Origin of the sequence: Candidatus Clostridium helianthi (genome assembly GCF_045310795.1) — a bacterium.
Lineage (GTDB): Bacteria > Bacillota > Clostridia > Clostridiales > Clostridiaceae > Clostridium > Clostridium helianthi.
The window spans coordinates 298,738-324,765 of the sequence record NZ_JBJIAB010000001.1; the positions used below are offsets into that span (position 1 = coordinate 298,738).

A 26,028-nucleotide genomic window follows, 5' to 3' on the forward strand; every position below is an offset into this window, starting at 1 on the left:
TTTAAGGCATATAAAAGAAATTAACGAGTCAAAAATAGAGGGTTGCTACATAAGACATCCCTCTATTTCAAAAAATTATAATAAATTTAATATTAATTAACTACATTTTTTCTACTACATCTATTCCAAGTAACTCTAATCCATTTTTTATTACTTGTAAACTTGCTTTAACTAAGTTTAATCTTGTAGCTTTTAAATCCTCATCTTCTAAGTTCAATACTGAATGTGCATTATAGAATTTATTAAATCCTTTTGCAACTTCAATTACGTATCTTGTTAATATTGAAGGCTCCAACTTATCTAACGCTAAAGTTATTACGCTATTAAAGTTAGCTATGCTCTTAACTAACTCAAATTCTTCTTTTGAAGATAATTTACTATAGTCAACAGTCCCAGTGCATTCTTTACCTCTGTTTAATATACTATTTCCTCTTGCATATGAATATTGAACATATGGACCAGTTTCTCCATCAAATGATAATATTTCTTTCCAATCAAAAACAATATCTTTTTCTCTTGAGTTTTTAAGGTAAGTAAAAATTACTGCTCCTACACCAATCTTCTTTGCAACTTCCTCTTTGTTTTCAAGTTCTGGATTTTTTTCATTTATGACTTCCATTGTCTTCTCTACAGCTTCACGAAGTAAATCATCAAGTAAAACAATCGATCCATTTCTAGTTGAAAGTTTTCTGTCTGCGAACTTAACTAATCCAAAACCTACATGAACGCAATCCTTAGCCCACTCATGTCCTGCAAGTTCTAACACTTTAAATACTTGTTTGAAGTGAAGTGCTTGAGGAGTTCCAACTACATAAACACATTTATGAAAATCATAAGTTTTCTTTCTATACATAGCAGCTGCTAAATCTCTTGTAGCATATATTGATGCACCATCACCTTTTAATACTATACAAGGTGGCATATTATATTCTTCAAGCATTACAACTTGAGCTCCATTACTTTCTACAAGAAGTCCTTTTTCTTTTAACTCATCAACAACAACATCCATTTTATCATTATAAAATGCTTCTCCAGCTAGTGAGTCAAATTTAACTCCTAAAATGTTATAAACTCTTTCAAATTCTTTTAAACTTAACTCTCTAAATCTAGTCCAAAGAGCTGTTGCTTTTTCATCACCAGTTTCTAATGCTTTAAAGTTTGCTCTTGCTTCATCTTCTAATGAAGGATCTTTTTCAGCTTCCTCGTGGAATTTAACATATATTCTAAGTAATTCATCAATCGGAGCCTTTTCTAATGCTTCTTCATCTACCCATCTATCATATGCACTTATAAGCTTACCAAATTGAGTTCCCCAATCTCCTAAGTGATTCAATCCTACAGTATTATACCCTTCCTTTTTAAACATCTTGTATAAAGAATTACCTATAGCTGTAGTGAATAAGTGACCAACATGGAAAGGTTTTGCTATATTAGGTGAAGAGTATTCAACACAGACTGTTTTCCCTTCTCCTATATTTGACGCTCCATAATTTTCTCCATCTTCTAAAACCTTTTTGATTGTATTTTCTGCAAATACTCCTTTATCAACGAAGAAGTTAACATATGGTCCTAAATTTTCAATTCTTTCAAATCCTTCAGTAGACATATTGTTTTTTAATTCTTCTGCTATCATATTAGGTGCTTTTCTCATAACCTTTGACAATTGGAAACATGGAAATGCATAATCCCCCATTTCTGGCTTTGGCGGTATTTCAATTAATTTTTCAATAGCTTCAATTTCTAGTTCTACATGTTTTTTTATTAGTTCTGCAACTTTACTTTTATAATCCATAATATCCTCCTTATATTTAGACAAACTCTTCATAAATTAAATAACTTTATAATTTGTAAGAATGTATTTCTTTATTCTTTCTCAAAATTTAATCTTCTTAGTTAGTATTTCTCATAATACTTGCACAAATTTAACTTCGATATAGATTTCTAAAGAACAAAAAAAATCCGCCTCTTAAATAAAAAGAGACGAATTATCCGCGGTACCACTCTTATTGTATTTTATATAAATAAAATACCTCTCAACTTTTAACGCAATTTAACTTGCGACCAACCCTACTAAAGGTTTAAAAATAATAGTTAATATATCATACCAGCTATATTAGATTATTATCTTTTTAACTACTTATTTCAGGTGGCTTCTCCAAGGCTCTCTTCGTTATAATCTATCCATAGGGCTTACACCAACTCCCTATTCGCTAAAGGAATCAATTAAACTACTTTCCTCTTCTTAGAATTTTTCAATATTAATGATAATAAATTATACAAATTATCTTAAATTTTGTCAACTTTATTTTTAAAATAGGAAACGTGTTATTAAATTAGTAATCCCTAAAAGCATATTACGTATAACGCCCGCTGGTATAGAAATTATTCTTCCCCCAACAAAGATTAACGCTAACATAATGAACATTTGATATTGATAAAATTTTTCTTCAAATCTATAGAACGTATTTGGATTTAAATCTCTTAAAAGACTAAACCCATCTAATCCTGGTATTGGTATCAAATTAAACAATCCTATATTTATATTAATAACAAGTGTCATAAATATCATTCGTTCTAATACCCCAGCCAATGCATCTGGTAAAAATCTATATGCAAAGCTATAATAAAGTCCCAAAATTATTGAAGTTACTATGGCCACTAAAAAATTCGCAATTGGTCCAGCTAAACTTACTTTCAAGTCATCTTTATAATAATTTTTATAAGCTGATGGATTAGTCTGTACTGGCTTTGCCCATCCAAAATTAAAAATAAGTACAGCTATAAATCCTATAGGATCAATATGCGCAATTGGATTTAAAGTCAATCTTCCTTGAAACCTTGGCGTCTTATCTCCCATTCTATCTGCTATTAATGCATGTGCATATTCATGAAATGTAAAGGCGATAAGCATCCCTGGAATCATTAAAATCATATTAAGTACTGAATTTGAATTCATGTTTTCCTCCTTTTTCGATATGTATGTCTTATATTATATCATACTTAGAATAAATTCCATTAAAGTAACTTATATATTGCAACTAAATAATATAATTCTGTTCTTACAATATTATTCAGTTTTTATTCTCTAATAGTTTAAGATAAACTTTTATAAATTAAACTTTTTAGGCATATATATTTTTTATCTTCACTAACTTTATTATAACTGTTGTAAGTATTTACATAGAACGCTAAAATCACTTCTTACTATATTATTCCAAACATTATATCATAAAAGATTAATCTCAACAATGTAAATCCCATTATTCGTTTAGATTACAGCCTTATTCTATGCACTTCGTTCTAATAAACTTGCATTTTAAATTTTAGTAAACCAAATGCCTAATTAATACAAAAGGTAGAAACTCAATTGCAGCATATATATTATAAGATCTAATTTAATAAAGAGTGTTTAATTTAAGTTTAATTAAACACTCTTTACTTACCAACTTTATTTATTATCATTCAAACTTTTATAAACCAATTTTCCACTATTATCTTCCGTAGCTATAAAATCTTCTTTAATTTGAACAAGTTTCCCTTCATATTCAACTTCTTTTCCTGTACTTAAATTCTTGACACTACCTTTAAGATTATCATTAACTAGTATTTCACTCTTATTGCTAAAATACAAGTCATTAACATTTACAACCGAATCAAGTGTTACCTTTTTCCAATTTGCTGTATCCTCATCAACTTTTCCATAAGTGATATTGGTAATTTTATCACCATTAAGCTCACCAACATAAATCACATCATTTCTATCAATTCCAAGAAGTGTCAGATTCTTATTACCATTAAACACCAATTGTTTATTAGGGCTCGTAACAAAAAATTTACTATTCAACTTATCCTCATATATTAATCTATCGTTATGTGGAACTACTTGCATATTTCCTAATACATTAGTCTTAAGTGACACTTTACTCATATCATTATTTATGTCAATTCTATAAACTATACTCTTTAATCCACCTTTATAAATATCTACATAATACACGTTCGTAAATATAGATGCACTTATCTTACTAACTTCCATGTCATCTTCAGCTGAGCATATTTCTTTAACTAAAGACTCTGTTGAATTTTTTACATTATAAGTTACAATTTGAACTTTAGATTCTCCTTCTTTTTTGGCTTTCTCAGCTATTACTAATATGTCTCTTTCTTGAAGCCAATCACAGTACATAATAGTTCCTTTGCTTTCTGTTGTGACCTTATTACTGGTACCTGTAGCAGTGTCCTCCAAATATAACTCTTCATCTAACTTATACGTTAAATACTTACCATCATATGATATGCTAACATCCTTAGCTTTACTTGGAATACTAGCCTTAATATCTTTTGTAATATCTTTTTTTTGAACTTCTATTTTATTACTTTTAAATTCTGACGTATGCTTAAAAATAAAATTTTCTAAAATGTATAAGCCAGAAATTTGTAATAGTATAGATAACAATGCCCAAGCAGTTATCTTCTTAAACATCTTCATAATTCTACCTCACCTTCTGTTTATTTAACAATAACTGCTGTTGGAATAGATCTTTCTCCCATACTATTTGATGGTTTATTTCTAACTTCTCCATAGTAATACAATGTTGTTGATTTTCCACCATCTAAGTTCATTGCATTCCATGCGCCTAGCTGATGCATAATCTCTTGCAATTCCTTTAATGTTGCTCCTATACTTCCAATTTCTCTACCATCTATAACTAGAAGAATTATTGAGCCATCCTTCATTTGTCCTATAGCAGTTTTAGGGGCTGTCCCAAATCCTCCATCACCGTTTATCTTTACCATATTTCCATTAATTATCAATGCCGGACCAAAACTTAAAGCTTCTTGAATTCCAAGTTCTTTAAGCTTAGCTACTGTATAGTCACCTACAACCATTACTCCATTTTTATCTATCCCAAAAGTTGTTGTTGGGTTATCTCCTACATCATTAACTTTCACTTCCCCACCAGTCATTACAATTCCTGATGCCAACCCACCATTTCCTGTCCACTGAGCAGCAGATGATTGATCTGTAAATGCTCCACCATTAATAGCCGCTATAGCATCATTGTTTTCAGCAATTGTTGATGTAGTTTCACCTTCAACTCCCAATTTAGAACTTACTCCAATTTTAACTCTTGTTGGATCTTTTACCACCAAATAATAACCATTATACTTAGAATTTTCTATATCATGAAGTTCTATAGTATCGTCTTTAACCTTTGGAACTTTAATATCAGATATATTGGTAGTTTCACTAGTTTCTTCAGTTGAGTTTTCTCCCATAATTTCTGCTATTTTTTTATCTGATAAAAACCATGTTGCCAGATATTGATGACTCATTGAAGTCATTGCTGCTCCAACATATTGGCTTTTCGCATTATCAAATGGTCCATATAAAAGTAAAAATGGGAATGTACATCCAGTAAAAAACAATTCAAATGCAAAAAATATAGCTAGTGTCTTAAATGAAATCTTATTTACTTTTTTCTTGCTTTTTTTTACCTTAGATTTCTTATTTATATTCTTATTTTTTCTATTTATATCCATTTTATTATCCTCTCTAAAAATGCATTTTAGTTGCATTTATAAAAATTACACCAGATCTAATTATATAATATTTTCAATTAGATTACAATAATTTCATTTTTCCAGCATTTTATTCTATTTAGTACTTGGATTTTGCTTTTAAATACTCACATTATGTTATAATGAGTCTTAGGAGGTATATATGAATGGAAGATAAAATTTTAAATGAATTAAAAAAATCTCAAGATTATGTTTCCGGCGAATACCTAAGTTCTACTTTAAATGTTTCACGAACTGCTATATGGAAACATATAAAAAACTTAAAATTAAAAGGCTATATAATAGAAGGAATTTCTAATAAGGGGTACAAATTACTTAATTCTCCTGATTTATTAAATAAAAATGAAATTTTACCTTTATTAAAAACATCTGCTATTGGAAAAAACATAGTTTACTTTAACGAAATAGATTCTACAAATATTAAAGCAAAAGAGCTTGCACAGAAAGAAACCGAGCATGGCACTATAGTAATTGCAGAAAAGCAAACTTTGGGAAGTGGTCGATTTAACAGAAAATGGGTTTCCCCAAGTGGCGGTCTTTGGTTTTCATTAATATTAAGGCCTAACCTTCCTCCAACGGAAGCTCCTAAAATAACTCAAATTGCTGCTGCTTCTGTCTATAAAACACTAAGTAATTTAGATATTAATTCAACTATTAAATGGCCTAATGATATACTTTTAAATGACAAAAAGTTTTGTGGGATCCTAGCTGAAATGAAATGTGACATGGATAGTGTTCATTATTTAGTTTTGGGCGTAGGGATGAATATTAATATAGATGAAAGTGATTTTGATGACAGTATAAAACCAGTTGCTACTTCACTAAAGATTGAATATGATAAAGATTTCAAAAGAAGTGAGATACTTTCAGCTTTCTTAAATAATTTCGAAGTATTATATAATAACTTTATCAATAAATTAGATCTTTCCGAGACAATCTCAATATGCAGAAATCATTCCAATATTTTAGGGCGAAAGGCAAAACTAATTACATATAATAATGAAGAAATTGTTACCTGTGTTTCTGTCTCTGATAACGGGGACCTTATGGTCATAGATAGCAATGGAAATGAAAAAGCTGTAATTACTGGAGAGATTAGTTTTAATGGAATTAACTAAAGATTGATATTGCAATATTTAAAGTTAAGTGTATATATTATAGAAAAGAAGATCATGCATTTGTTCGGGTTACTGAGGATTTTGCTGTGAATTTCTAACAGCAGAAGTTGTACCCATTTCTGCATGCTCCTACAGCAAGTGCAGGACAAGCAAAAATGAAACAACTTCTACTGAAGAAATATCTACAGCTAAATCCCCTATGTAACGCCTCCACAAAAGCATGATCTTCTTTTCTGGTATATACTAAAATTAAGATATACTCTTAATTTTAGGCCGTTATCTAAGTGTGAAATAACCAAAGTGTATCAATAAAATCTCTCATTAATATATTCTTATAGTGTATTCCCAAATTCTTAAGCCACATATTATAAAAATACTTGCATGAATATAGCTTTATTTTAAATTTTCCGCTAAACAAAGAAATGAAAGTCATGCTTTTGTGGAATTCTCAGCAACTGGAACAAATTCATGATTTTCATTTCGGTTAATTGGCATTAAACTTAAAACATAAAAATACTTGCATAAATATGAATTTAATTTAGATTTACTACAAAATAAAGAAAGAGAATATATGCTTTTGTGCAGTGTTCATTAGAAGATCTTGCTGGCTGTGATTCTTAGATTAGAAGTTGTTCCAAATATGCTAGTTCAAAATTTGCTTTTGATGCTAGCATTTTGGGCACAACTTCTGTTCTTAGAATCACCCGGTAAAATCTTCAGAGAACCAGAACAAACGCATATATTCCCTTTCGAGAGTTCAGCAGTAAACTTAGAACCTACTCATACTGCAAGTATTTTTATATTTCGCCTAGTACACAATAACTTTAGTTAATTTTAATTATTTATTCACAACTTTTTCGATATGTCCTTTTAGAACACTTGCTGATTCTTTTAATTTTTTCAATTCTTCATCATTTAGAACAGGGTTTACAATTCTTACAACACCCTTACTATTTAAAATTGTTGGCACCGCTAAGTAAACATCTTCTATTCCATACTCTCCCTGCATCAAACATGATACAGTTAAAATAGTATTTTCGTCTCTTAATATAGCTTCTACTATTGTATTTACTGCTAATGCTACAGCAAAATAAGTCGCATTTTTCCTACTTATTATTTCATAAGCTGCATTTTTAACATCGCTTTCTATTACTGATTTTACATCATCATCCCACTCTAAATTGAACTTTTTAGCATATTCTTCAAAAGTTTCTCCAGCTATGCTTGCAGTACTCCAGCTAACAACTTCGCTGTCACCATGTTCTCCTAAAACATATGCATGGATATTATTATTATTTACATTAAAGTATTTACCAATAACGTATTTTAATCTTGACGTATCTAATACAGTTCCTGATGCTATTACTCTTTCCTTAGGGAATCCAGATAACTTATAAGTTATATATGCAAGCACATCACATGGATTTGATACTACTAACAAAATAGCATCTGGGCTTGCTGCTGCTAGTTGTGGAACAAAGCTCTTAAATATATTGTAATTTTTTTCAATAAGATCTAGTCTAGTTTCCCCTTCTTTTTGAGCTGCACCAGCTGTAATTATAACTATATCTGAATCTCTAGTTTCTTCAATACTTCCTGCATAAATACTAACAGGCTTTACAAAAGAAGTACCATGAACTAAATCCATAACTTCTCCCATTGCTTTATCCATATTTATATCAAATAAACATATTTCTGTAGCTACTCCACTATTCATTAATGCATATGCTGTTGTTGCACCTACAAAACCTGCACCAATCACAGATATTTTACGTTTTCTTTCTACCATTATATATTCCTCCTAATTAATCCAATATTAATTCTATTCTTTCCAGATAACAAATTTATTATTTGCTCATAACAAGTTTCATCTTAAATTATTATCTAACAATTTTATTAATTAATAATCATTCTTATCTGATTATACCTTATTTGAATTTTTTCGTAAATACTATATAATTAAATTTAGCAACTTAATAATGAATTTATTAGTAAGCATATAGACGTAATTGTTTTTAAATGTTTTACGCAGAAGATGGAGGTACACTTTAATGAAATTATTATTTTTTGATACAGAAACCACTAGTATAAAACCCGGCAGCATATGTCAGTTAAGTTACATAACTGTTGATGCTAGTACAAAACCTCAGATAACTACTGGTAAAAACTTCTTTTTTACAGTCGATGAGATGGACCCTTCTGCCCAAGAAATTCATGGTTTTTCTTTAGAGAAGCTTTATGAATTATCTGATGGACAATATTTTGAGGATTTAGTACCTGAATTTCTTGATGATTTTATGACTGCTGATTTTCTAATCGGTCATAATGTTAATTTTGATGTTAGATTTTTAAAACATGAATTGTTCTCTTTAGGAGAAGATTTTTACCCAAAAAATGTTTTCTGCACTATGGCTTACTATAGAGATATATGCAAGATTCCAAAGGCCAATGGAGAAATCAAAAATCCAAAATTATCTGAAGTAATAGATTGGTTAAACATATCAAACGAACAAATTGTTGAGACATCTGAAAAATTATTTGAAGGTAGTGGAAATTATCATGATGCTAGATTTGATACAGCTGCAACATATTTAACTGTTATTGAAGGATTAAAGAAAGGGTACTTTCCAAAGGGATATTTTTCAAATATTCTAGCTAAGAACTCTAATGGGTTAAAATAAAATATAATTTTTATTAATTAACACCTCAATAAAAATATCATATAATATACTATAACTCGTGGTTTTTACTATATATATTCTTTATGGTATCTAAAATTTTAGATTTAAACAGTTTTAAAATTTATTCTTGTCTTGTTTAAACTATAAATGAGGTGATAAGATGAAAAAATATGTTTGTGAAGTATGCGGATATATTTATGATCCAGAACTTGGAGATCCTGATGGTGGAATTGCTCCACATGTAGATTTTAATGATTTGCCTGACTATTGGGTATGTCCCATTTGCGCTTTTAACAAAGATAATTTTTCTGTACTAGAATAACACATTATAAAAATTATATTTAACTCATCTCGTAAAAATTAGTATACTTAAAGATAATTTAAATTAATATTTTCATATGAAATCAAAAAGACTATATGGACTGGTGTATTTTATTATGTCCTATAGTCTTTTTATATTTGTAATTAATTTATTAGCTTCAAGCTATTTATATTTCCTTAAAATTTTAGTACATTCAAATTTATCAAAAACTTTACTATAAACAGAATAATTTTATTTTACTAAATACTTTCATGGAATGTTCTACTTATAACTTCTAATTGTTGTTCTTTTGATAATCTGCTAAAGTTAACAGCATATCCTGAAACTCTTATTGTAAGTGTTGGATACTTATCTGGATTTTCCATCGCATCTATTAATGTTTGTCTGTTAAGAACATTAACATTTAAGTGATGAGCTCCTTGAGTAAAATATCCATCCAAAATTGCAACTAAATTATTAATCTTTTGATCTTCATTTTTTCCAAGTGCATCTGGCACGATTGAGAATGTATTAGATACACCATCCTGACAAATTTCATTGTATGGTATTTTAGCTACTGAGTTAAGTGATGCCAACGCTCCATTTATATCTCTACCGTGCATTGGATTTGCTCCTGGCGCTAAAGGTTCACCTTTCTTTCTTCCATCTGGTGTTGTTCCAGTCTTCTTACCATACATTACATTTGATGTGATTGTTAGCGCTGATAATGTATGTTTTGCATTTCTGTATAGAGGATGCTTTTTAAGCTCTCCAGAGAATTTAGTTACTAATTCTACGCCTAGATCATCTGCTCTGTCATCATCATTCCCGTATTTAGGGAAATCTCCTTCAACTTCAAAATCTACAGCTATCCCTTCTTCATTTCTAATAGGCTTAACTTTTGCATATTTTATAGCTGATAATGAATCTATAGCTACTGATAGACCTGCAATACCAAATGCCATTAATCTTTCTACTGCTGTATCATGAAGAGCCATTTGACTTGCCTCATAAGCGTATTTATCATGCATAAAGTGAATTATGTTCATTGTATCTACATAAACTTTTGCTACATATTCCAATACTTTGAAGTAATTTGCCTTTACTTTATCAAAATCAAGAATTTCTTCATCTGTAAGTTTTTCAATTCCTGGTACTACTTTTATACCTTTTAATTCATCTACTCCACCATTTATAGCATATAAAAGTGATTTAGCTATATTGGCTCTAGCTCCAAAGAATTGCATTTGTTTACCAACCTTCATAGCTGATACACAACAAGCTATAGCATAATCATCTCCATATATTGGCCTCATAACTTCATCATTTTCATATTGAATCGAATCTGTCTTTATTGAGATTTCCGCACAATACTTTTTAAAGTTTTCTGGAAGTTTATCTGACCATAAAACTGTTAAGTTTGGTTCTGCTGATGTTCCTAGATTTATTAATGTATGAAGATATCTAAATGAATTCTTAGTTACAAGTGGTTTACCATTAATGCCAACACCACCAATTGATTCAGTTACCCAAGTTGGATCCCCTCCAAATAACTCATTGTATTCTGGAGTTCTCAAGTGTCTTACCAATCTTAACTTTATGATTAATTGATCAACTATTTCTTGAGCTTCTTTTTCTGTAATTAATCCGGCTTCTAAATCCCTTTCAATATAAATATCTAAGAAAGTTGAAGTTCTTCCAAATGATGTTGCAGCTCCATTGTTTTCCTTAATTCCTGCTAAGTAACCAAAGTATAAATGTTGTGCTGCTTCTCTTGCATTTGATGCTGGCTTAGATATATCAATTCCATATTTTCCTGCCATTGATTTTACTTCGCCTAAAGCTCTGATCTGCATTGAAACTTCTTCTCTTTTTCTTACCAATTCATCAAGCATATCACCGTTTAGATTATCAAGATCCTTTTTCTTTTCCTCTATTAAGTAATCTATACCATAAAGAGCTACTCTTCTATAATCACCTATTATTCTTCCTCTACCGTACGCATCTGGCAGTCCAGTTAATAATCCAGCACTTCTTGCTGCTCTTATTTCTTTTGTATACGCATCAAAAACACCTTCATTGTGAGTCTTTCTATATTTTGAAAAATGATTATTAATTTCTGGATCAAGTTCATATCCATATTCCTTTAATGAACTTTGAACCATTCTCATTCCACCAAATGGATTTACTATTCTCTTAAGTGGTGCATCTGTTTGAAGCCCAACTATAACTTCGTTATCTCTATCTATATACCCAGGTTCATAGTTATCTATCCCTGATACTCTATCTGTAGCAACATCAATTATTCCCTTTTTTACTTCCTCAACTATTAAGGCATAAGCTTTGTCCCAAACTTTGCTTGTCCTTTCTGTTTTCTCTTCTAAGAAACTTCCATCTCCCTCGTATAACTTATAATTTTTCTGTATAAAGTTTCTTACATCAATACCCTCTTGCCATGTTCCGTTTTTGAATCCTTCCCATTGTTTAAACATATTTTTTCCTCCCTAAAATAAATTCAATTATATAATTTTTTCCATATAAAAAAGCCGACACAATCCAGGCTTTTTTGCCCAGACGGTCGGCTTTTTGTGGCATATAAGATAATACGCCTAGTCATACTTCATGTGGTAACTCCACTTCCGTCAGTCATATGACTAATATCTAATATAAGAATAATACTAAACCATTTGGTTTGTCAACAAGAATAATTTTACACTTATTATTGTTAAGTATAATCAAGAAATAACGCATCCATCTGCAAAACTTATTTTCCATTATGCTTCTATCAGCAGATTACACTAATAGACTAGCTATAAGCCCAATTTGCTTCTTTACCTAATGAAAAATAATCATAGAATTTTGGACCTATTATTTTATTTGATAATGCATTAAGTTAATTTTGATACTAAATTTAAAATCCCCATTGAACCCATCTTATTTGCCATAAGAATAATCTCCAAATATCTCTTTCTGGTATTTTTTAATTAATTCTTTATCCATAGCTTTTACATTTTCAAGAGGATATTTAATCCCTAGTCCTTCATACTTATTTGTACCTAATAAATGATATGGAAGTAATTCTACTTTCTCAACATTAGGTATCTCGTCAATGTATTTTTTAAGTTCCTTTAAATGTTCTACATCATCTGTTAATCCTGGAACCACAACATGCCTTATCCACATCTTTGTATTATTTCTCTTCATCGCTTCTAAGAATTTCAAGGATTCATCTATATTCATTAAAGTTATATTTTTGTATCCTTCTGGTGTAAAATGTTTTATATCAAATAAAACTAAATCTGTATATTTTAATATTTCATCATAATCACCAAATCCATAACCTGCTGTATCAATACAAGTATTAATTCCTTTACTTTTGCATAGTTTAAGAGTTTCTAGTAGAAATTCTGGCTGCCTTAAAGGCTCTCCACCTGAGAATGTGACTCCTCCTCCACTACTTGCAAAATAAGTTTTAAATCTTTCAACCTTATTAACTAGCTGTTCTGGAGTATATTCCTCTCCACCATTAGTAGCCCAAGTATCAGGATTATGACAATACTTACATCTTAACGCACAACCTTGCAAAAACACTACTACTCTAATTCCTGGTCCGTCCACAAGACCCATGCTCTCTATTGAATGAACATTACCTTTTACCATTTGTTACACCCCCTATACTTTATTATACTTCAAATTAATATACATAAGTTCTAAATAATATAATTCATCCTCTATAAAATTATTTTGGGATATTATTTAGTATTTTAAGAGAATGCTTATTGAATTAACACTTTTAGAATATATATTAATTTATTATTCCCTTAAATAAGCTTATTAATATTTAAGAGAATTGTATATGGTACACCATATCATTACTTAATACTATCTAACTGTATTGTTTATTCATCATAAGGCAAAAGAAGGGAAAGTTCACCTTCCCCTTCTTCCAAAAACTTATTTTATAGTAATCCTTAACTAATATACATTACCGTACTTCTCATTAGATGCTCTCATGGAATGTTCTGCTTATAACTTCTAATTGTTGTTCTTTTGATAATCTGCTAAAGTTAACAGCATATCCTGATACTCTTATTGTAAGTGTTGGATACTTATCTGGATTTTCCATTGCATCTATTAATGTTTGTCTGTTAAGAACATTAACATTTAGATGATGAGCTCCTTGAGTGAAATATCCATCTAATATTGCAACTAGGTTATTAATCTTTTGATCTTCATTTTTTCCAAGTGCATCTGGAACGATTGAGAATGTATTCGATACACCGTCTTGGCAAATTTCATTATATGGTATTTTAGCTACTGAGTTAAGTGATGCTAATGCTCCATTAATATCTCTTCCATGCATTGGATTTGCTCCTGGAGCAAGTGGTTCGCCTTTCTTTCTACCATCTGGAGTTGTCCCTGTTTTCTTACCATACATTACATTTGATGTGATTGTTAGCGCTGATAATGTATGTTTTGCATCTCTGTATAGTGGATGTTTCTTAAGCTCATTTGAGAATTTAGTTACTAATTCTACGCCTAGATCATCTGCTCTGTCATCATCATTTCCGTATTTAGGGAAATCTCCTTCAACTTCAAAATCTACAGTTATCCCTTCTTCATTTCTAATTGGTCTAACTTTTGCATATTTTATAGCTGATAATGAATCTATAGCTACTGATAGACCTGCAATACCAAATGCCATTAATCTTTCTACTGCTGTATCATGAAGAGCCATTTGACTTGCCTCATAAGCGTATTTATCATGCATAAAATGGATTATGTTCATTGTATCTACATAAACTTTTGCTACATATTCTAATACTTTAAAGTAATTTGCTTTTACTTTATTAAAATCAAGAATCTCTTCGTCTGTAAGTTTTTCAATTCCTGGTACTACCTTAATACCTTTTAATTCATCTACTCCACCATTTATAGCATATAAAAGTGATTTAGCTATATTTGCTCTAGCTCCAAAGAACTGCATTTGTTTACCAACCTTCATAGCTGATACGCAACAAGCTATAGCATAATCATCTCCATAAACTGGTCTCATAACTTCATCATTTTCATATTGAATCGAATCTGTCTTTATTGAGATTTCTGCACAATATTTCTTAAAGTTTTCTGGAAGTTTATCTGACCATAAAACTGTTAAGTTTGGCTCTGCTGATGTTCCTAAATTTATTAATGTATGAAGATATCTAAATGAATTCTTAGTAACAAGAGGCTTCCCGTTTATACCTATACCGCCAATTGACTCAGTTACCCAAGTTGGGTCCCCTCCAAATAATTCATTATATTCTGGAGTTCTTAAGTGTCTAACCAATCTTAACTTTATGATTAATTGATCAACTATTTCTTGAGCTTCTTTTTCTGTAATTAATCCGGCTTCTAAATCCCTTTCAATATAAATATCTAAGAAAGTTGAAGTTCTTCCAAATGATGTTGCAGCTCCATTGTTTTCCTTAATTCCTGCTAAGTAACCAAAGTATAAATGTTGTGCTGCTTCTCTTGCATTTGATGCTGGCTTAGATATATCAATTCCATATTTTGCTGCCATTGATTTTACTTCGCCTAAAGCTCTGATCTGCATTGAAACTTCTTCTCTTTTTCTTACCAATTCATCAAGCATATCACCATTTAGATTATCAAGATCCTTTTTCTTTTCTTCTATTAAGTAATCTATACCATAAAGAGCTACTCTTCTATAATCACCTATTATTCTTCCTCTACCGTACGCATCTGGTAGGCCGGTTAATAGTCCAGCACTTCTTGCTGCCCTTATTTCTTTTGTATACGCATCAAATACACCTTCGTTGTGAGTCTTTCTATACTTAGGAAAATACTCTTCGATATTTTTATCTAACTCATATCCATATTCTTTTAAAGAGCTTTGAACCATTCTCATTCCACCAAATGGATTTACTATTCTCTTAAGTGGTGCATCTGTTTGAAGCCCAACTATAACTTCGTTATCTTTATCTATATATCCAGGTTCATAGTTATCTATTCCTGATACTCTATCAGTTGCTACATCTATAATTCCTTTTTTAACTTCTTCTACTATTAATTCATAAGCTCTCGCCCATACTTTACTTGTTTTTTCAGTTTTATCTTCTAGGAAAGTTGAATCTCCTTCATATAACTTATAATTTTTTTGTATAAAGTTTCTTACGTCAATACTCTCTTGCCATGTTCCGTTTTTAAATCCATCCCATTGTTTAAACATTAGTTTTCCTCCTTTATACTTTTGATTAAAAACTTTGTTAATTTTTAATCAATTAATTCATACCATTATTGTATACTTTAATCAAAGGCATGTCAATGATATCTTTTATCAATTAGTAATTAATTTCACTTTTTGTCAATAAAACTATTGGCAGTGAAGAAAAGCCATAGGCTTTTCATAAAATAATACTTCTAAAATCCTCCCTTTTAACTTTTCACTTATCACTAATTAAGATAGTATCTTTAATTTATGAAAAATATTATTGATAAATAACTCAAGTTATTGATTCATTTATCTCTAGATTACTATACTGTTAATTTCATAACCTTTACCATTTCTTAAATCTGTTATATTTTTTCTTTAGGTGTATAAATCAATTTCTATTAACATATTAGTATTATTAGAAAACGTTTTAAACATGCTATTATTTGCGTTTATAAATTTCAAATATTCTTTAACCTTTTAAAATCCATTTCTGAATTTCACAGTTTAAACTTATGAGGCTATAAAACTATACTAAAAAGTTTTCTTTGTCAACTTTTTTTAGAATTTCTAACATAAATTTAACATTTGTACAAAATAATTGACACAAAATAATGATATAATTTTGTTACAATATTGTTTATACATAATTCAAAGGGGAGAAAACATATGCAAAGGAATGCTAAACTATCTTTATTTTCTTTTTTATCAATAGCTCTATCTGTCTTTATATTATATCAAGTTCTTTCTTATTTTAATTTTTTTAGAAAGAATCTAACTATTATTAATAAAACATTATACTCAAGTATGTTACCAGAGGAAAAATTTAAAAGTACATATACACCCAAAATTAAATTTTCAGACAAGCCTGTAACAAAGGTAAATGATGTAACCCTAAATATTTTGAATACAGGAAATCTAACTAATGTTCCAATGCTGCTAAAAGCCCAAAGATATTATTTACCACTAACTTTTATTTGCAGTAAACTTAATTATACTTTAGATACTTCTAATAATTCCATATCAATATACAATGATAGTAATAAAATTTTATTAAATGAAACCACTTATGAAAAGAATTCTAGAAAGGGTACTCTTCGTGGTAACTTACTTAACAATAATGGAAGCTATTATATTTCAATTTCAGATATAGAAGAGATTTTTGATTTATTTGCCGTATTTGACTTTCAGAACAAAAATATAAGTTTAATACCTAACGATGTAAAGGAACCAGAAGATTCAGCTATACTATATAGCGATAAAATTGGTTTAATACGTTTTGAAGATTTTGGTTGCGGTTATACAAATGTTGTAGATAAGAATCAAACAAAAATAAAGATAATGGCTAATTTGCTATTTTCCCAAGGACTAAAATTTCATATTTCATGGATACCTAGATTTGTAGTTCCTTCAGCAAATTTTGATAATGATTTGTTGACGAATGATAACATTGTAAATGTAGGATTTATAAATGTATTAGATTATGCTCTTAATAAAGGCGGAGAAATAGGTTTACACGGATATACCCATCAATCTGGCAATGATGCGAGTGGAACTGGTGAAGAAATGTCTAAAGACGTAAATAGTACAGAGGCTGAGACTAGAGCAGTAATCGAAAAAGGTATAGATACTGCAAGTGCTCTAAACATTCCTATCTCGTATTACGAAAGCCCTCATTACAGAGATACTGAGCAACAAAAGAAAATAATTAGTGAATATTTTCAGTTCATATACGAGCCATATGATTATACAAAAAAGAACATATATAAGCCAGATGATTCTCACTTATTTGTCCCAACTCCATTAGGTCGTATAGCTGATCCATCAACAGATACAACTCGTATGGTAAATACTATTAATGAAGGAGATGCTGATACGCTTAATAGCTTTTATTATCATCCATCTATAGAAATAGATTATATAAACTTTAACCTAAATGGAAACACACTTAACGTGAATTATGATGCACGTTCACCTTTGCAACAAATAGTAAAAGCACTTAAAGATAATGATTATACTACCGTTCATATTGATAAACTTATAAATAAGTAATACAGAAGGCTTGCCATTCATATGACAAGCCTTTATTTTTCAAATATTTTCGTAACATCACTTAATATTGCAAAATTAGTAAAATCAAAATGAAGCGGTGTTAATGTAACATATCCTTGAGATAGATAATATAAATCACTTTCTTCTTCCTTGATAGCATTTCTTGTTCCTTTCGTTGTATACAAGTCACCTTCTTCATTACTTTCTAAAAGTATATATTCTGTTTTATATGTGGACCTTCCAATCTTACAGACTTTGATGCCCTTTATATCTCTTTCATTAAAATTTGGAATATTAAGATTTAATACTACATCACTTTTTAAGTATTCTTTCTTTGCAATATTTAAAACTTTTATCGCCCATTTTACAGCCTTAGAATAATCCTCATCATCTTTCCCATATTCAACATCCATTGAAACCGCAATTGATGGAATTCCATATATGGTTCCTTCTATTGCTGCCGATACCGTACCTGAATATAAAATATCAGTCCCTACATTTGGTCCCTTATTTATTCCAGATATTACAAGATCTATATTCTCTTTCAAAAAAGATAACCCAACTTGAGTACAATCAGCAGGCGTTCCCGCCACACTATAAGCCTTGCAATCTAAGCCTTCAATAAATTCTTCTTTGATTTTAATCGGACTATGAATAGATATTGAATGGCTAGAAGCGCTTTTTTGATCCTTTGGTGCAACAATTATAACCTTATTCTCCTTAGAAATTTCCTTAGCTAAAGCAATTATTCCTGGTGCATTTATTCCATCGTCGTTAGTAATTAAAATATTCATCTTTCCCTCCTTGTAAATGTATTTGATCACAACTTAATGTGAAGCAATGAACACCCGAAATAGAATACATATATGTTCCTCAGGACTGTGAAAAATTTCTCTGGGAATATCTAAATAGAAAGTTGCACCACTTCTGCATGCTCCTGTGACAAGCACAGGACAAGCGAAAGTGGAACAACTTACCATTAAGATATTCCAGCAGCTTATTTTTCAATGCCTGCTCCACATATATGTATTCTATTTCTTTGTTCTGCTGTTACAATATATACTTAACAAATAGTATCTTAAAGAAATTACAATACCTCCTATATTAAATAGGAATTAAAAATGTCAATTAATTTATACTCTAAAGTTTATATGCGTTATACCAAATGTATTGCTAGCCAAAGAAATATAAAAATACTTGCTTAAATATGCATTACTTTGAATTTACGCTAAATATCAGAAATGGAATATATGTTTTTGCGAAATCTTCAAGGAACCGGAGCAAACGCATATATTCCGTTTCAGTTGCTTAGCAGTAAACTTAAAAATTCATGAAATTGCAAGTATTTTTATATTTCGAGTGCTTCGCAATAATTTTACTTTGCACCATATTGTCCGTAATATTCTTCAATTCTACCTTTAACTTCGTCTGTTATAAGTATAGTTCCGTTAATCTCTTTATTGTATAAGTATTCTATAACTTCCGCCATTGTAACTATAGCACAAGTTTTAAATCCAAATTTTTCTCTAATTTCTGCTAGAGCTGATTGCTCTCCTTGCCCTCTTTCCATTCTATCTACTGATATTATAAGACCTTTAACATTAACATCTGCTTGGCTTTTTAAGATAGGCATAGTTTCGTAAATTGATGTTCCTGCTGTTGTAACATCTTCAACTATTAATACTTTATCTCCATCATTTAATTTACTTCCCAAAAGAATTCCTGTATCTCCATGATCTTTTACTTCTTTTCTATTTGAGCAATATCTTACATCAATATCAAATGAGCTAGACAAAGCAATAGATGTTGTAACGCTTAGAGGAATTCCTTTGTATGCAGGCCCAAATAATACATCATAATCATCTCCAAAGTTTTCTTTTATTGCCTCTGCATAAAATTCTCCAAGTCTTTTTAATTGGCTTCCTGTTTGATAATTTCCTGTATTAACAAAGAACGGAGTCCTTCTTCCACTCTTAGTAACAAAATCTCCAAATGTAAGTACTCCACATTCTATCATAAAATCTATAAATTCTTTCTTGTACGCCTTCATTTAAAATTCCTCCAATATCTACTTTGTAATTATTAATATTCACTTATCAGTTGCTTATTTTTCATTATTAGTAATTAGGATCTATAATCTATTTATATTATTCCTATAATCTCGTTAATATCCTTAATTCCTTGTTCCTTCAAGAAACTTTCCATTTCCTCAACTATTTCTTTCCCTGCCATAGGATTTACAAAATTAATCGTTCCTATCTGTACTGCTCTAGCTCCTGCCATCATAAATTCTATGGCATCTTTACCACTTGATATTCCTCCAAGTCCTATTACTGGAATATCTATAGCCTTAGCCACTTCATAAACCATTCTAAGAGCAATTGGTTTTACAGCTGGCCCTGAAAGACCTGCAGTTATATTATTAAATACCGGCTTTCTTTTATATACATCTATAGCCATCCCTTTTAAGGTATTTATTAATGATATAGAGTCCGCTCCTGCTTCCTGGCACTTTACAGCCATATCTACTATATCTTCTGCATTAGGAGATAATTTAACCATCAACGGCTTCTTAGTCATGGCTTTAATTTCTCTAACCACATCATATGCTACTTTTGACTTAATCCCAAAAGCCATACCACCATGCTTTACATTTGGGCAGGAAATATTAAGTTCAATCATGTCAACATCACTGCTATCAATTTTCCTTACAGCAGCTTCATAGTCTTCCAAGCATCCTCCCCCAATATTTGCTATAACATTAGTTCCGTACTTTCTCATTTTCGGAAGCTCATTTTCTATAAATGCATCCATTCCTGGATTTTGTAATCCTACTGAATTCATCATTCCTGATGGTGTTTCATATACTCTTATCCCTTCATTTCCTTGCTTGGGGTTTATTGTAAGCCCTTTTGAAGATATTCCACCAAGAATTCCAACATCATAAAAATTATTAAATTCCTCACCAAAACCAAAGGTTCCCGATGCTGCTATTACAGGATTTTTAAATTCTACGTTATTAATAGTTACTTTCATCATATTCTTCTTCTCCTTTGGTTATTATAGTTCAACATAGTATCCATCAAATATTGGACCATCTTTACACGTTCTCTTATGTCCATCTTTTGTTTTACAAGTACATACTAAACATGCACCCACTCCACATGCCATATGCTTTTCCATAGATACATAAACCGCCACATTCTTTTCTTTGCACATATCTATAACTTTTTTCATCATAATCTCTGGTCCGCAGCATAAAACTGTATCGTAATCTTCTGGTTTTAGAATTTCAGTAACAAATCCTTTATGACCATGTTTTCCAGTGTTTGTAGATATATAAACTTCATTTACGTATTCCTTTAACTCATCTATTAAGTAAACATCATCTCTGAATCCTGCATAAAGATCTATCTTTTGATCTGGATTTTTCTTTCTTAATTTCTTTGCTAGTTCAAGCATTGGTGCTGTTCCAATTCCCCCTGAAACTAGTGCTACCTTGTTATATTCTTTCTCTAAATCAAACCCATTTCCAAGAGGCCCTGTTAAGCTTATTTGATCATCTTCTTTTAGCTTTGTAAATTCTTTAGTTCCGTTTCCTACAACAGCATATAAAAATGTTAGTTTATTCTCAAATTTTTCACATATACTTATTGGTCTTGGCAGAAATGTTGCACCATTTAGTTTTAACATATAAAATTGACCTGCCTTTATTTCTGCATCATCTTCTACTACTAATTTATATATATCTTTCGAGATTTCCTTATTTGAAACTACTTTTGCATTTCTGTAAGTTATAGCCATAACCCTGCCTCCTTAAGTTATCTTTAATATAAAATTTATACGTTCTTCACTGCTTCTCTTATTGCATCTCTCATCTTTATTGCTTCTTCTCTAGCGCATAAAGCAAACTCTTTTTCTCTATTTTCTTTTTTGTAAGCAAGGAGTATTCCTCTTGAAGAATTTACAACCCCACCATTTCCATTGTTTAAATATAGTGCAACATCTTCAGCTTTCCCGCCTTGTGCACCATATCCAGGTATTAGGAAAAACATATTGCTATAATTTGATCTTATTTTCTTTCCTTCTTCAACATAAGTACAACCTATAACTCCTCCTATCGCAGTATATCCACAATTTCCAGTATAGTTTTTCCCCATTTCAGTTATTTTATCTGCTACAACTTCGTAAACTTTCTTATCTCCAGTAGTATCTAGATACTCAATATCTTCTGCACCTGGATTTGAAGTTCTTACTAAGCTAAACACACCTTTACTTCCCTTTTCTAAATAAGGCAAGTATGGTTCAATACTATCCATTCCCATATATGGACTTAGCGTTATAAAATCTGCCTCAAAGTCCCCTTCAAAATGAGCCTTTGCGTACATAGTTGCTGTCGCTGCTATATCGCCTCTTTTAATATCAGCTATTATAATTTCATCTTTCTCTCTTAAATAATCTAAAGTCTTTTTATAGGCAATTAATCCTTCTAATCCTAATGCTTCATAGTAAGCAATCTGCACCTTAAAGCATGCTGATACATCACATGTCGCATCTATTATTTGTTTATTGAATTCAAAGATAGCTTCACTGTCAGTTCTGCCTTCTTTTATATGATCTGGAATATAGCTTAATGCAGTATCCAACCCTACACAAACTACTCCTCTTTCTTCAACTCTATTGTATAATTTATCAATTATGTAATTTGTCATTTCAAATCTCCCTCCAACCCTATTTAGTCCGCAGTCAGAATTCACAATTAATTCCTTTAGGGACTCATATCTTATAATTTTCCTAATTATGTTCTCTATTTTTTACTTATGATATTATTTAAGCCACTCTTATTTTACACATGTCCGCTTCCTAATTTATAATCATAGTTGCGCTTAAAAGTTCTTTATCGAGCTGTACGCTTTTTTTGATATGAAATGTTCTTAATTCACCCAAAAGTTCTTTATTGCGATTCTCTCATATTTCATATGTGTGTGCTTTTTTAATACAAAATGTCCTCTTTTGTGCTGCGCACTTTTTTTAATATCAAATGTTATCTGTTACGCTTCGCGCCTTTTTCTAATGTGGACTGTTCTTTATTGCGCTTCGCGCCTTTTTCTAATGTGTATACTTAATTTCTCCACCCTTTATTGTCATAAGAATTTCACCGTAGAATTCCATACCTGTAAATGGCGTATTCCGACCCTTTGATGCAAATTCTTCTGGATTCACTTTTAGGCATTTATCAATATCAACTAAAACTAAATCCCCTTCTACTCCAATGCTAATTTTTCCTTTATTCATTCCTAGAAGCTTTGCAGGATTATATGACATAAGCTCACTTAATTTATTTAGTGAAATATTGTTCTCTTTCACTAATTTCGTATAACATATTGAAAATGCAGTCTCTATTCCAACCATTCCAGGTGAACCTTTCATCTTCTCCTCTGCTGTATGTGGAGCATGGTCCGTTCCTATTGTATCAACCATACCTAATTTTATAGCATTTATTATTGCCTCTACATCCTCTTTTTCTCTAATTGGAGGATTTACTCTATAATCATTTATATCTCTTGTTAGACCAATATGGTGGGGAGTAACCTCAAGTGTTATATTTGCGCCACTCACTTTCCCATCAATTATACATTTTATGGCTTCCTTTGTACTGACATGACACATGTGTAATCTAGCTTTACTCAGTTTAGCTAATTCTACATCTCTTATTGTCATCATATTCTCAGCTATCCTCATATCTACTTTTGAGAACTCAGGACTTTCAGCATGAGACATTATAACCCAGTTATTCTTCTTCGCAATTTCCATCGCTTCAAGCATTGTATTGGAGTTTGATATGCCAACTCCATCATCTGAAATTGCTTTAATTTCCTTATCACCTGAAAGCTCTTCTAAATGAGTTAATGTCACTCCATCAAAATCCTTTGTTACTGATAAACATTGATGAATATCTATTAAATTAATATCTTTAGATTTATTTCTTACATACTCTAGAACCTTTTTTGATGAACATATAGGATTTGTATTTGCCATAAGGCAAACTCCTGTATAACCACCTTTTAGTGCTGCTCTAGATCCTGTTTCAATATCTTCCTTCCATGTAAGACCTGGATCTCTAAAATGTGCATGTGTATCTATAAATGATGGCATTAAGATCTTTCCTTCACACTCAATAATTTCTACATCTTTCTTAAAGATCTTTTGCCCTATTTCTTCAATTATCCCGTCCTTAATATAGATGTCGCCTATAAAATCTTGGGTTACATCTACTATCCTCGCGTTTTTAATTAACAGTTTCATATAACACCTCTTAATTCTTCTAAATTTCTGAAAGCTTTGTTATCTCATCGCAATATTCACATCTATATCTTCCATTCTCTTTATCTACTAAAATAAAAGAATGAGGTACATATTCTTCCTGACTAGTTATGCAGCTTGGATTTTTACACTTAATTATATTCTCAACTTTATCAGGTAGCGTTGGCGTAACTTTATTTATTATTATTTCATCTTTTACTTCACAAATTGTTATTGTAGGTGAGAGCAGGCCTAAAACAGTATAGTCAAGTTCAAAGCAATTTTCTATCTTAATTATATCTTTCTTTCCAAGCTTCTTACTATCTGCATTAATTATCAGAGCAACACTACAATCATTAGTGTCTAGTTTTAAGTACTTAAATATTTTAACTCCAACTCCAGCTTGGATATGGTCAATTACTATTCCATTCTTAATACTTGTTATTTCAAGCATCTTACATCACCCCCAAAAGCTTAATCATTAACGCCATTCTCACATACATTCCGTATTCAGCTTGCTTAAAGTATGAAGCTCTTCTATCCTCATCTACCTCATAAGCAATTTCATTTACTCTTGGCAGCGGGTGCATTACTATCATATCGTCTTTAGCCAAACCCATCTTCGCTCTGTCTAATATATAACTATCTCTTAGTCTTAAATACTCTTCTTCATTAAAGAATCTTTCCTTTTGAACTCTTGTCATGTATAAGATATCAAGACTTTCAATTACATCTTCTAATTTTTCTACCTCTATATATTCAATATGATTTTTCGCTAAAACTTCTTCTCTTATATATTGTGGTATAGCAAGTTCTTTTGGTGATATTAATACAAACTTGTTATTTTTATATCTAGACATTGCTTTTATTAACGAATGTACGGTTCTTCCAAATTTTAAATCCCCGCAAATTCCGATTTTATGATTGTTTAAACCATTTTTTAAGCTTGTAATGGTAAGTAAATCTGCTAGAGTTTGAGTTGGATGTTGATGCCCACCATCTCCGGCATTAATTATTGGAACATTAGAATAGATACTTGCAACTTTTGCTGCACCTTCTTTTGGATGTCTCATTGTTATTATATCTGAATATATTGATACCATTTTAATTGTATCAGCTAAAGTTTCTCCTTTAGAAATTGATGTTGAATTCGGCTCTGAAAATCCGAGAATTTTACCACCAAGTCTCATCATTGCAGCTTCAAAGCTCAATCTTGTTCTCGTACTTGGTTCATAAAATAATGTAGCTAAAATTTTCCCGTCACAAATATGAGAAAATTCTTTTGGATGTGCGATTATTTGATGTGCTAAATTGAATATTTCATCTAATTCCTCTACTGTAAAATCCATAGGCTCTATTAGATGTTTAATATCTTTTATCATTTTATTATCACTCCTTCTTAACCTCTCTGTGTTAATTTAAAGGGAAAAATTATATAATACTAATTCTTTATAACAAAAAAATCGCAGGCGACTGTGGAGCCGTAGATTTTTTTACGCATCTGCCTTTTCGAACGCATGTGAGAAAAATCTGCACATCAGAATTGGCAGCTATGCTGCATTTAAGAACATTTTATGCAAGCGAATATATTTTCTTTTTTATTCTTCTTACAAACCGTAGCTTTCTAAATCTGTCTTTTTCATAACTTATCCACAGATTTAACTTAAATATAAATTCCTAGAGAATAAAAAAAGCTTCCTTAATATAAAGGAAGGCATAATAATCCTAGATCATTGGTATTATATAACTTCCTTATTGATTTCTCTGAATCAAATT

Annotated in this window: 20 protein-coding genes, 1 riboswitch and 1 other annotated feature; of the genes, 4 read left to right on the forward strand and 16 right to left on the reverse strand. The window is 30.6% G+C overall.

Annotated elements, in window-relative coordinates; translation table 11 throughout:
* Window positions 1–100: 100 nt before the first annotated feature.
* From argS to ACJDTP_RS01390, 4 genes are all read right to left on the reverse strand, one after another.
* Entirely contained in the window at window positions 101–1,792 is a 1,692-nt protein-coding gene (gene argS, locus ACJDTP_RS01375) for an arginine--tRNA ligase (protein WP_406760270.1), read from the reverse strand.
* A 181-nt stretch (window positions 1,793–1,973) separates the two neighbouring features.
* Window positions 1,974–2,253, reverse strand: a binding site (T-box leader).
* Between the two features lie 55 nt (window positions 2,254–2,308).
* Complete coding sequence (locus ACJDTP_RS01380; RefSeq protein WP_078116431.1) at window positions 2,309–2,956, reverse strand: site-2 protease family protein; 648 nt, start codon at window positions 2,954–2,956, stop codon at window positions 2,309–2,311.
* Between the two features lie 492 nt (window positions 2,957–3,448).
* On the reverse strand, window positions 3,449–4,489 hold the full coding sequence (locus ACJDTP_RS01385) for a dipeptidyl-peptidase IV (RefSeq protein ID WP_078116432.1): 1,041 nt from the start codon (window positions 4,487–4,489) through the stop codon (window positions 3,449–3,451).
* A 20-nt stretch (window positions 4,490–4,509) separates the two neighbouring features.
* A complete protein-coding gene (locus tag ACJDTP_RS01390) occupies window positions 4,510–5,544 on the reverse strand; it encodes a phosphodiester glycosidase family protein (protein WP_241394410.1) in 1,035 nt (344 codons plus the stop codon).
* Between the two features lie 185 nt (window positions 5,545–5,729).
* Here ACJDTP_RS01390 and ACJDTP_RS01395 point away from each other — a divergent pair, with 185 nt between their 5' ends.
* Complete coding sequence (locus tag ACJDTP_RS01395) at window positions 5,730–6,701, forward strand: biotin--[acetyl-CoA-carboxylase] ligase (RefSeq protein ID WP_406760271.1); 972 nt, start codon at window positions 5,730–5,732, stop codon at window positions 6,699–6,701.
* 838 nt (window positions 6,702–7,539) lie between these two features.
* On the opposite strand, the gene ACJDTP_RS01400 is transcribed toward ACJDTP_RS01395, so the two are convergent.
* The gene (locus ACJDTP_RS01400; protein ID WP_077840238.1) at window positions 7,540–8,490 is read right to left on the reverse strand and encodes an L-lactate dehydrogenase; all 951 of its coding nucleotides are present in this window, start codon (window positions 8,488–8,490) and stop codon (window positions 7,540–7,542) included.
* Between the two features lie 262 nt (window positions 8,491–8,752).
* On the opposite strand from ACJDTP_RS01400, the gene ACJDTP_RS01405 reads away from it, so the two are divergent.
* Together ACJDTP_RS01405 and ACJDTP_RS01410 are read left to right on the forward strand one after the other, a co-directional pair.
* Window positions 8,753–9,382, forward strand: coding sequence for a 3'-5' exonuclease (locus ACJDTP_RS01405; RefSeq protein ID WP_078116436.1), 630 nt, complete (start codon window positions 8,753–8,755; stop codon window positions 9,380–9,382).
* A gap of 160 nt (window positions 9,383–9,542) precedes the next feature.
* Window positions 9,543–9,704, forward strand: a complete 162-nt coding sequence (locus ACJDTP_RS01410; protein WP_011968355.1) for a rubredoxin — start codon at window positions 9,543–9,545, stop codon at window positions 9,702–9,704.
* A gap of 239 nt (window positions 9,705–9,943) precedes the next feature.
* Here ACJDTP_RS01410 and pflB (ACJDTP_RS01415) read toward each other — a convergent pair whose 3' ends face one another.
* The 3 genes from pflB (ACJDTP_RS01415) to pflB (ACJDTP_RS01425) form a co-directional block, all read right to left on the reverse strand.
* Window positions 9,944–12,175, reverse strand: coding sequence for a formate C-acetyltransferase (gene pflB / locus ACJDTP_RS01415; protein ID WP_406760272.1), 2,232 nt, complete (start codon window positions 12,173–12,175; stop codon window positions 9,944–9,946).
* A gap of 69 nt (window positions 12,176–12,244) precedes the next feature.
* Window positions 12,245–12,343: riboswitch (ZMP/ZTP riboswitch) on the reverse strand.
* Window positions 12,344–12,617: 274 nt separating this feature from the next.
* Complete coding sequence (pflA, locus tag ACJDTP_RS01420; protein WP_406760273.1) at window positions 12,618–13,343, reverse strand: pyruvate formate-lyase-activating protein; 726 nt, start codon at window positions 13,341–13,343, stop codon at window positions 12,618–12,620.
* Between the two features lie 340 nt (window positions 13,344–13,683).
* Entirely contained in the window at window positions 13,684–15,915 is a 2,232-nt protein-coding gene (pflB, locus tag ACJDTP_RS01425; protein WP_406760274.1) for a formate C-acetyltransferase, read from the reverse strand.
* A 651-nt stretch (window positions 15,916–16,566) separates the two neighbouring features.
* Here pflB (ACJDTP_RS01425) and ACJDTP_RS01430 point away from each other — a divergent pair.
* On the forward strand, window positions 16,567–17,949 hold the full coding sequence (locus ACJDTP_RS01430) for a DUF2334 domain-containing protein (RefSeq protein ID WP_103698180.1): 1,383 nt from the start codon (window positions 16,567–16,569) through the stop codon (window positions 17,947–17,949).
* Between the two features lie 32 nt (window positions 17,950–17,981).
* On the opposite strand, the gene surE is transcribed toward ACJDTP_RS01430, so the two are convergent.
* The 8 genes from surE to pyrB all read right to left on the reverse strand — a co-directional run bounded on the left by surE (window position 17,982) and on the right by pyrB (window position 25,634).
* Window positions 17,982–18,743, reverse strand: coding sequence for a 5'/3'-nucleotidase SurE (surE, locus tag ACJDTP_RS01435; protein WP_406760275.1), 762 nt, complete (start codon window positions 18,741–18,743; stop codon window positions 17,982–17,984).
* A gap of 581 nt (window positions 18,744–19,324) precedes the next feature.
* Window positions 19,325–19,999, reverse strand: a complete 675-nt coding sequence (pyrE, locus tag ACJDTP_RS01440) for an orotate phosphoribosyltransferase (protein ID WP_103698178.1) — start codon at window positions 19,997–19,999, stop codon at window positions 19,325–19,327.
* A 92-nt stretch (window positions 20,000–20,091) separates the two neighbouring features.
* Complete coding sequence (locus ACJDTP_RS01445) at window positions 20,092–20,988, reverse strand: dihydroorotate dehydrogenase (protein WP_103698177.1); 897 nt, start codon at window positions 20,986–20,988, stop codon at window positions 20,092–20,094.
* A gap of 21 nt (window positions 20,989–21,009) precedes the next feature.
* The gene (locus ACJDTP_RS01450) at window positions 21,010–21,753 is read right to left on the reverse strand and encodes a dihydroorotate dehydrogenase electron transfer subunit (protein ID WP_103698176.1); all 744 of its coding nucleotides are present in this window, start codon (window positions 21,751–21,753) and stop codon (window positions 21,010–21,012) included.
* 35 nt (window positions 21,754–21,788) lie between these two features.
* The gene (gene pyrF, locus ACJDTP_RS01455) at window positions 21,789–22,661 is read right to left on the reverse strand and encodes an orotidine-5'-phosphate decarboxylase (protein ID WP_078116441.1); all 873 of its coding nucleotides are present in this window, start codon (window positions 22,659–22,661) and stop codon (window positions 21,789–21,791) included.
* Between the two features lie 397 nt (window positions 22,662–23,058).
* Complete coding sequence (locus tag ACJDTP_RS01460) at window positions 23,059–24,255, reverse strand: dihydroorotase (RefSeq protein ID WP_078116442.1); 1,197 nt, start codon at window positions 24,253–24,255, stop codon at window positions 23,059–23,061.
* A gap of 19 nt (window positions 24,256–24,274) precedes the next feature.
* Complete coding sequence (locus tag ACJDTP_RS01465; RefSeq protein ID WP_078116443.1) at window positions 24,275–24,706, reverse strand: aspartate carbamoyltransferase regulatory subunit; 432 nt, start codon at window positions 24,704–24,706, stop codon at window positions 24,275–24,277.
* 1 nt (window position 24,707) lies between these two features.
* The gene (pyrB, locus tag ACJDTP_RS01470; RefSeq protein WP_078116444.1) at window positions 24,708–25,634 is read right to left on the reverse strand and encodes an aspartate carbamoyltransferase; all 927 of its coding nucleotides are present in this window, start codon (window positions 25,632–25,634) and stop codon (window positions 24,708–24,710) included.
* Between the last annotated feature and the right edge of the window lie 394 nt (window positions 25,635–26,028).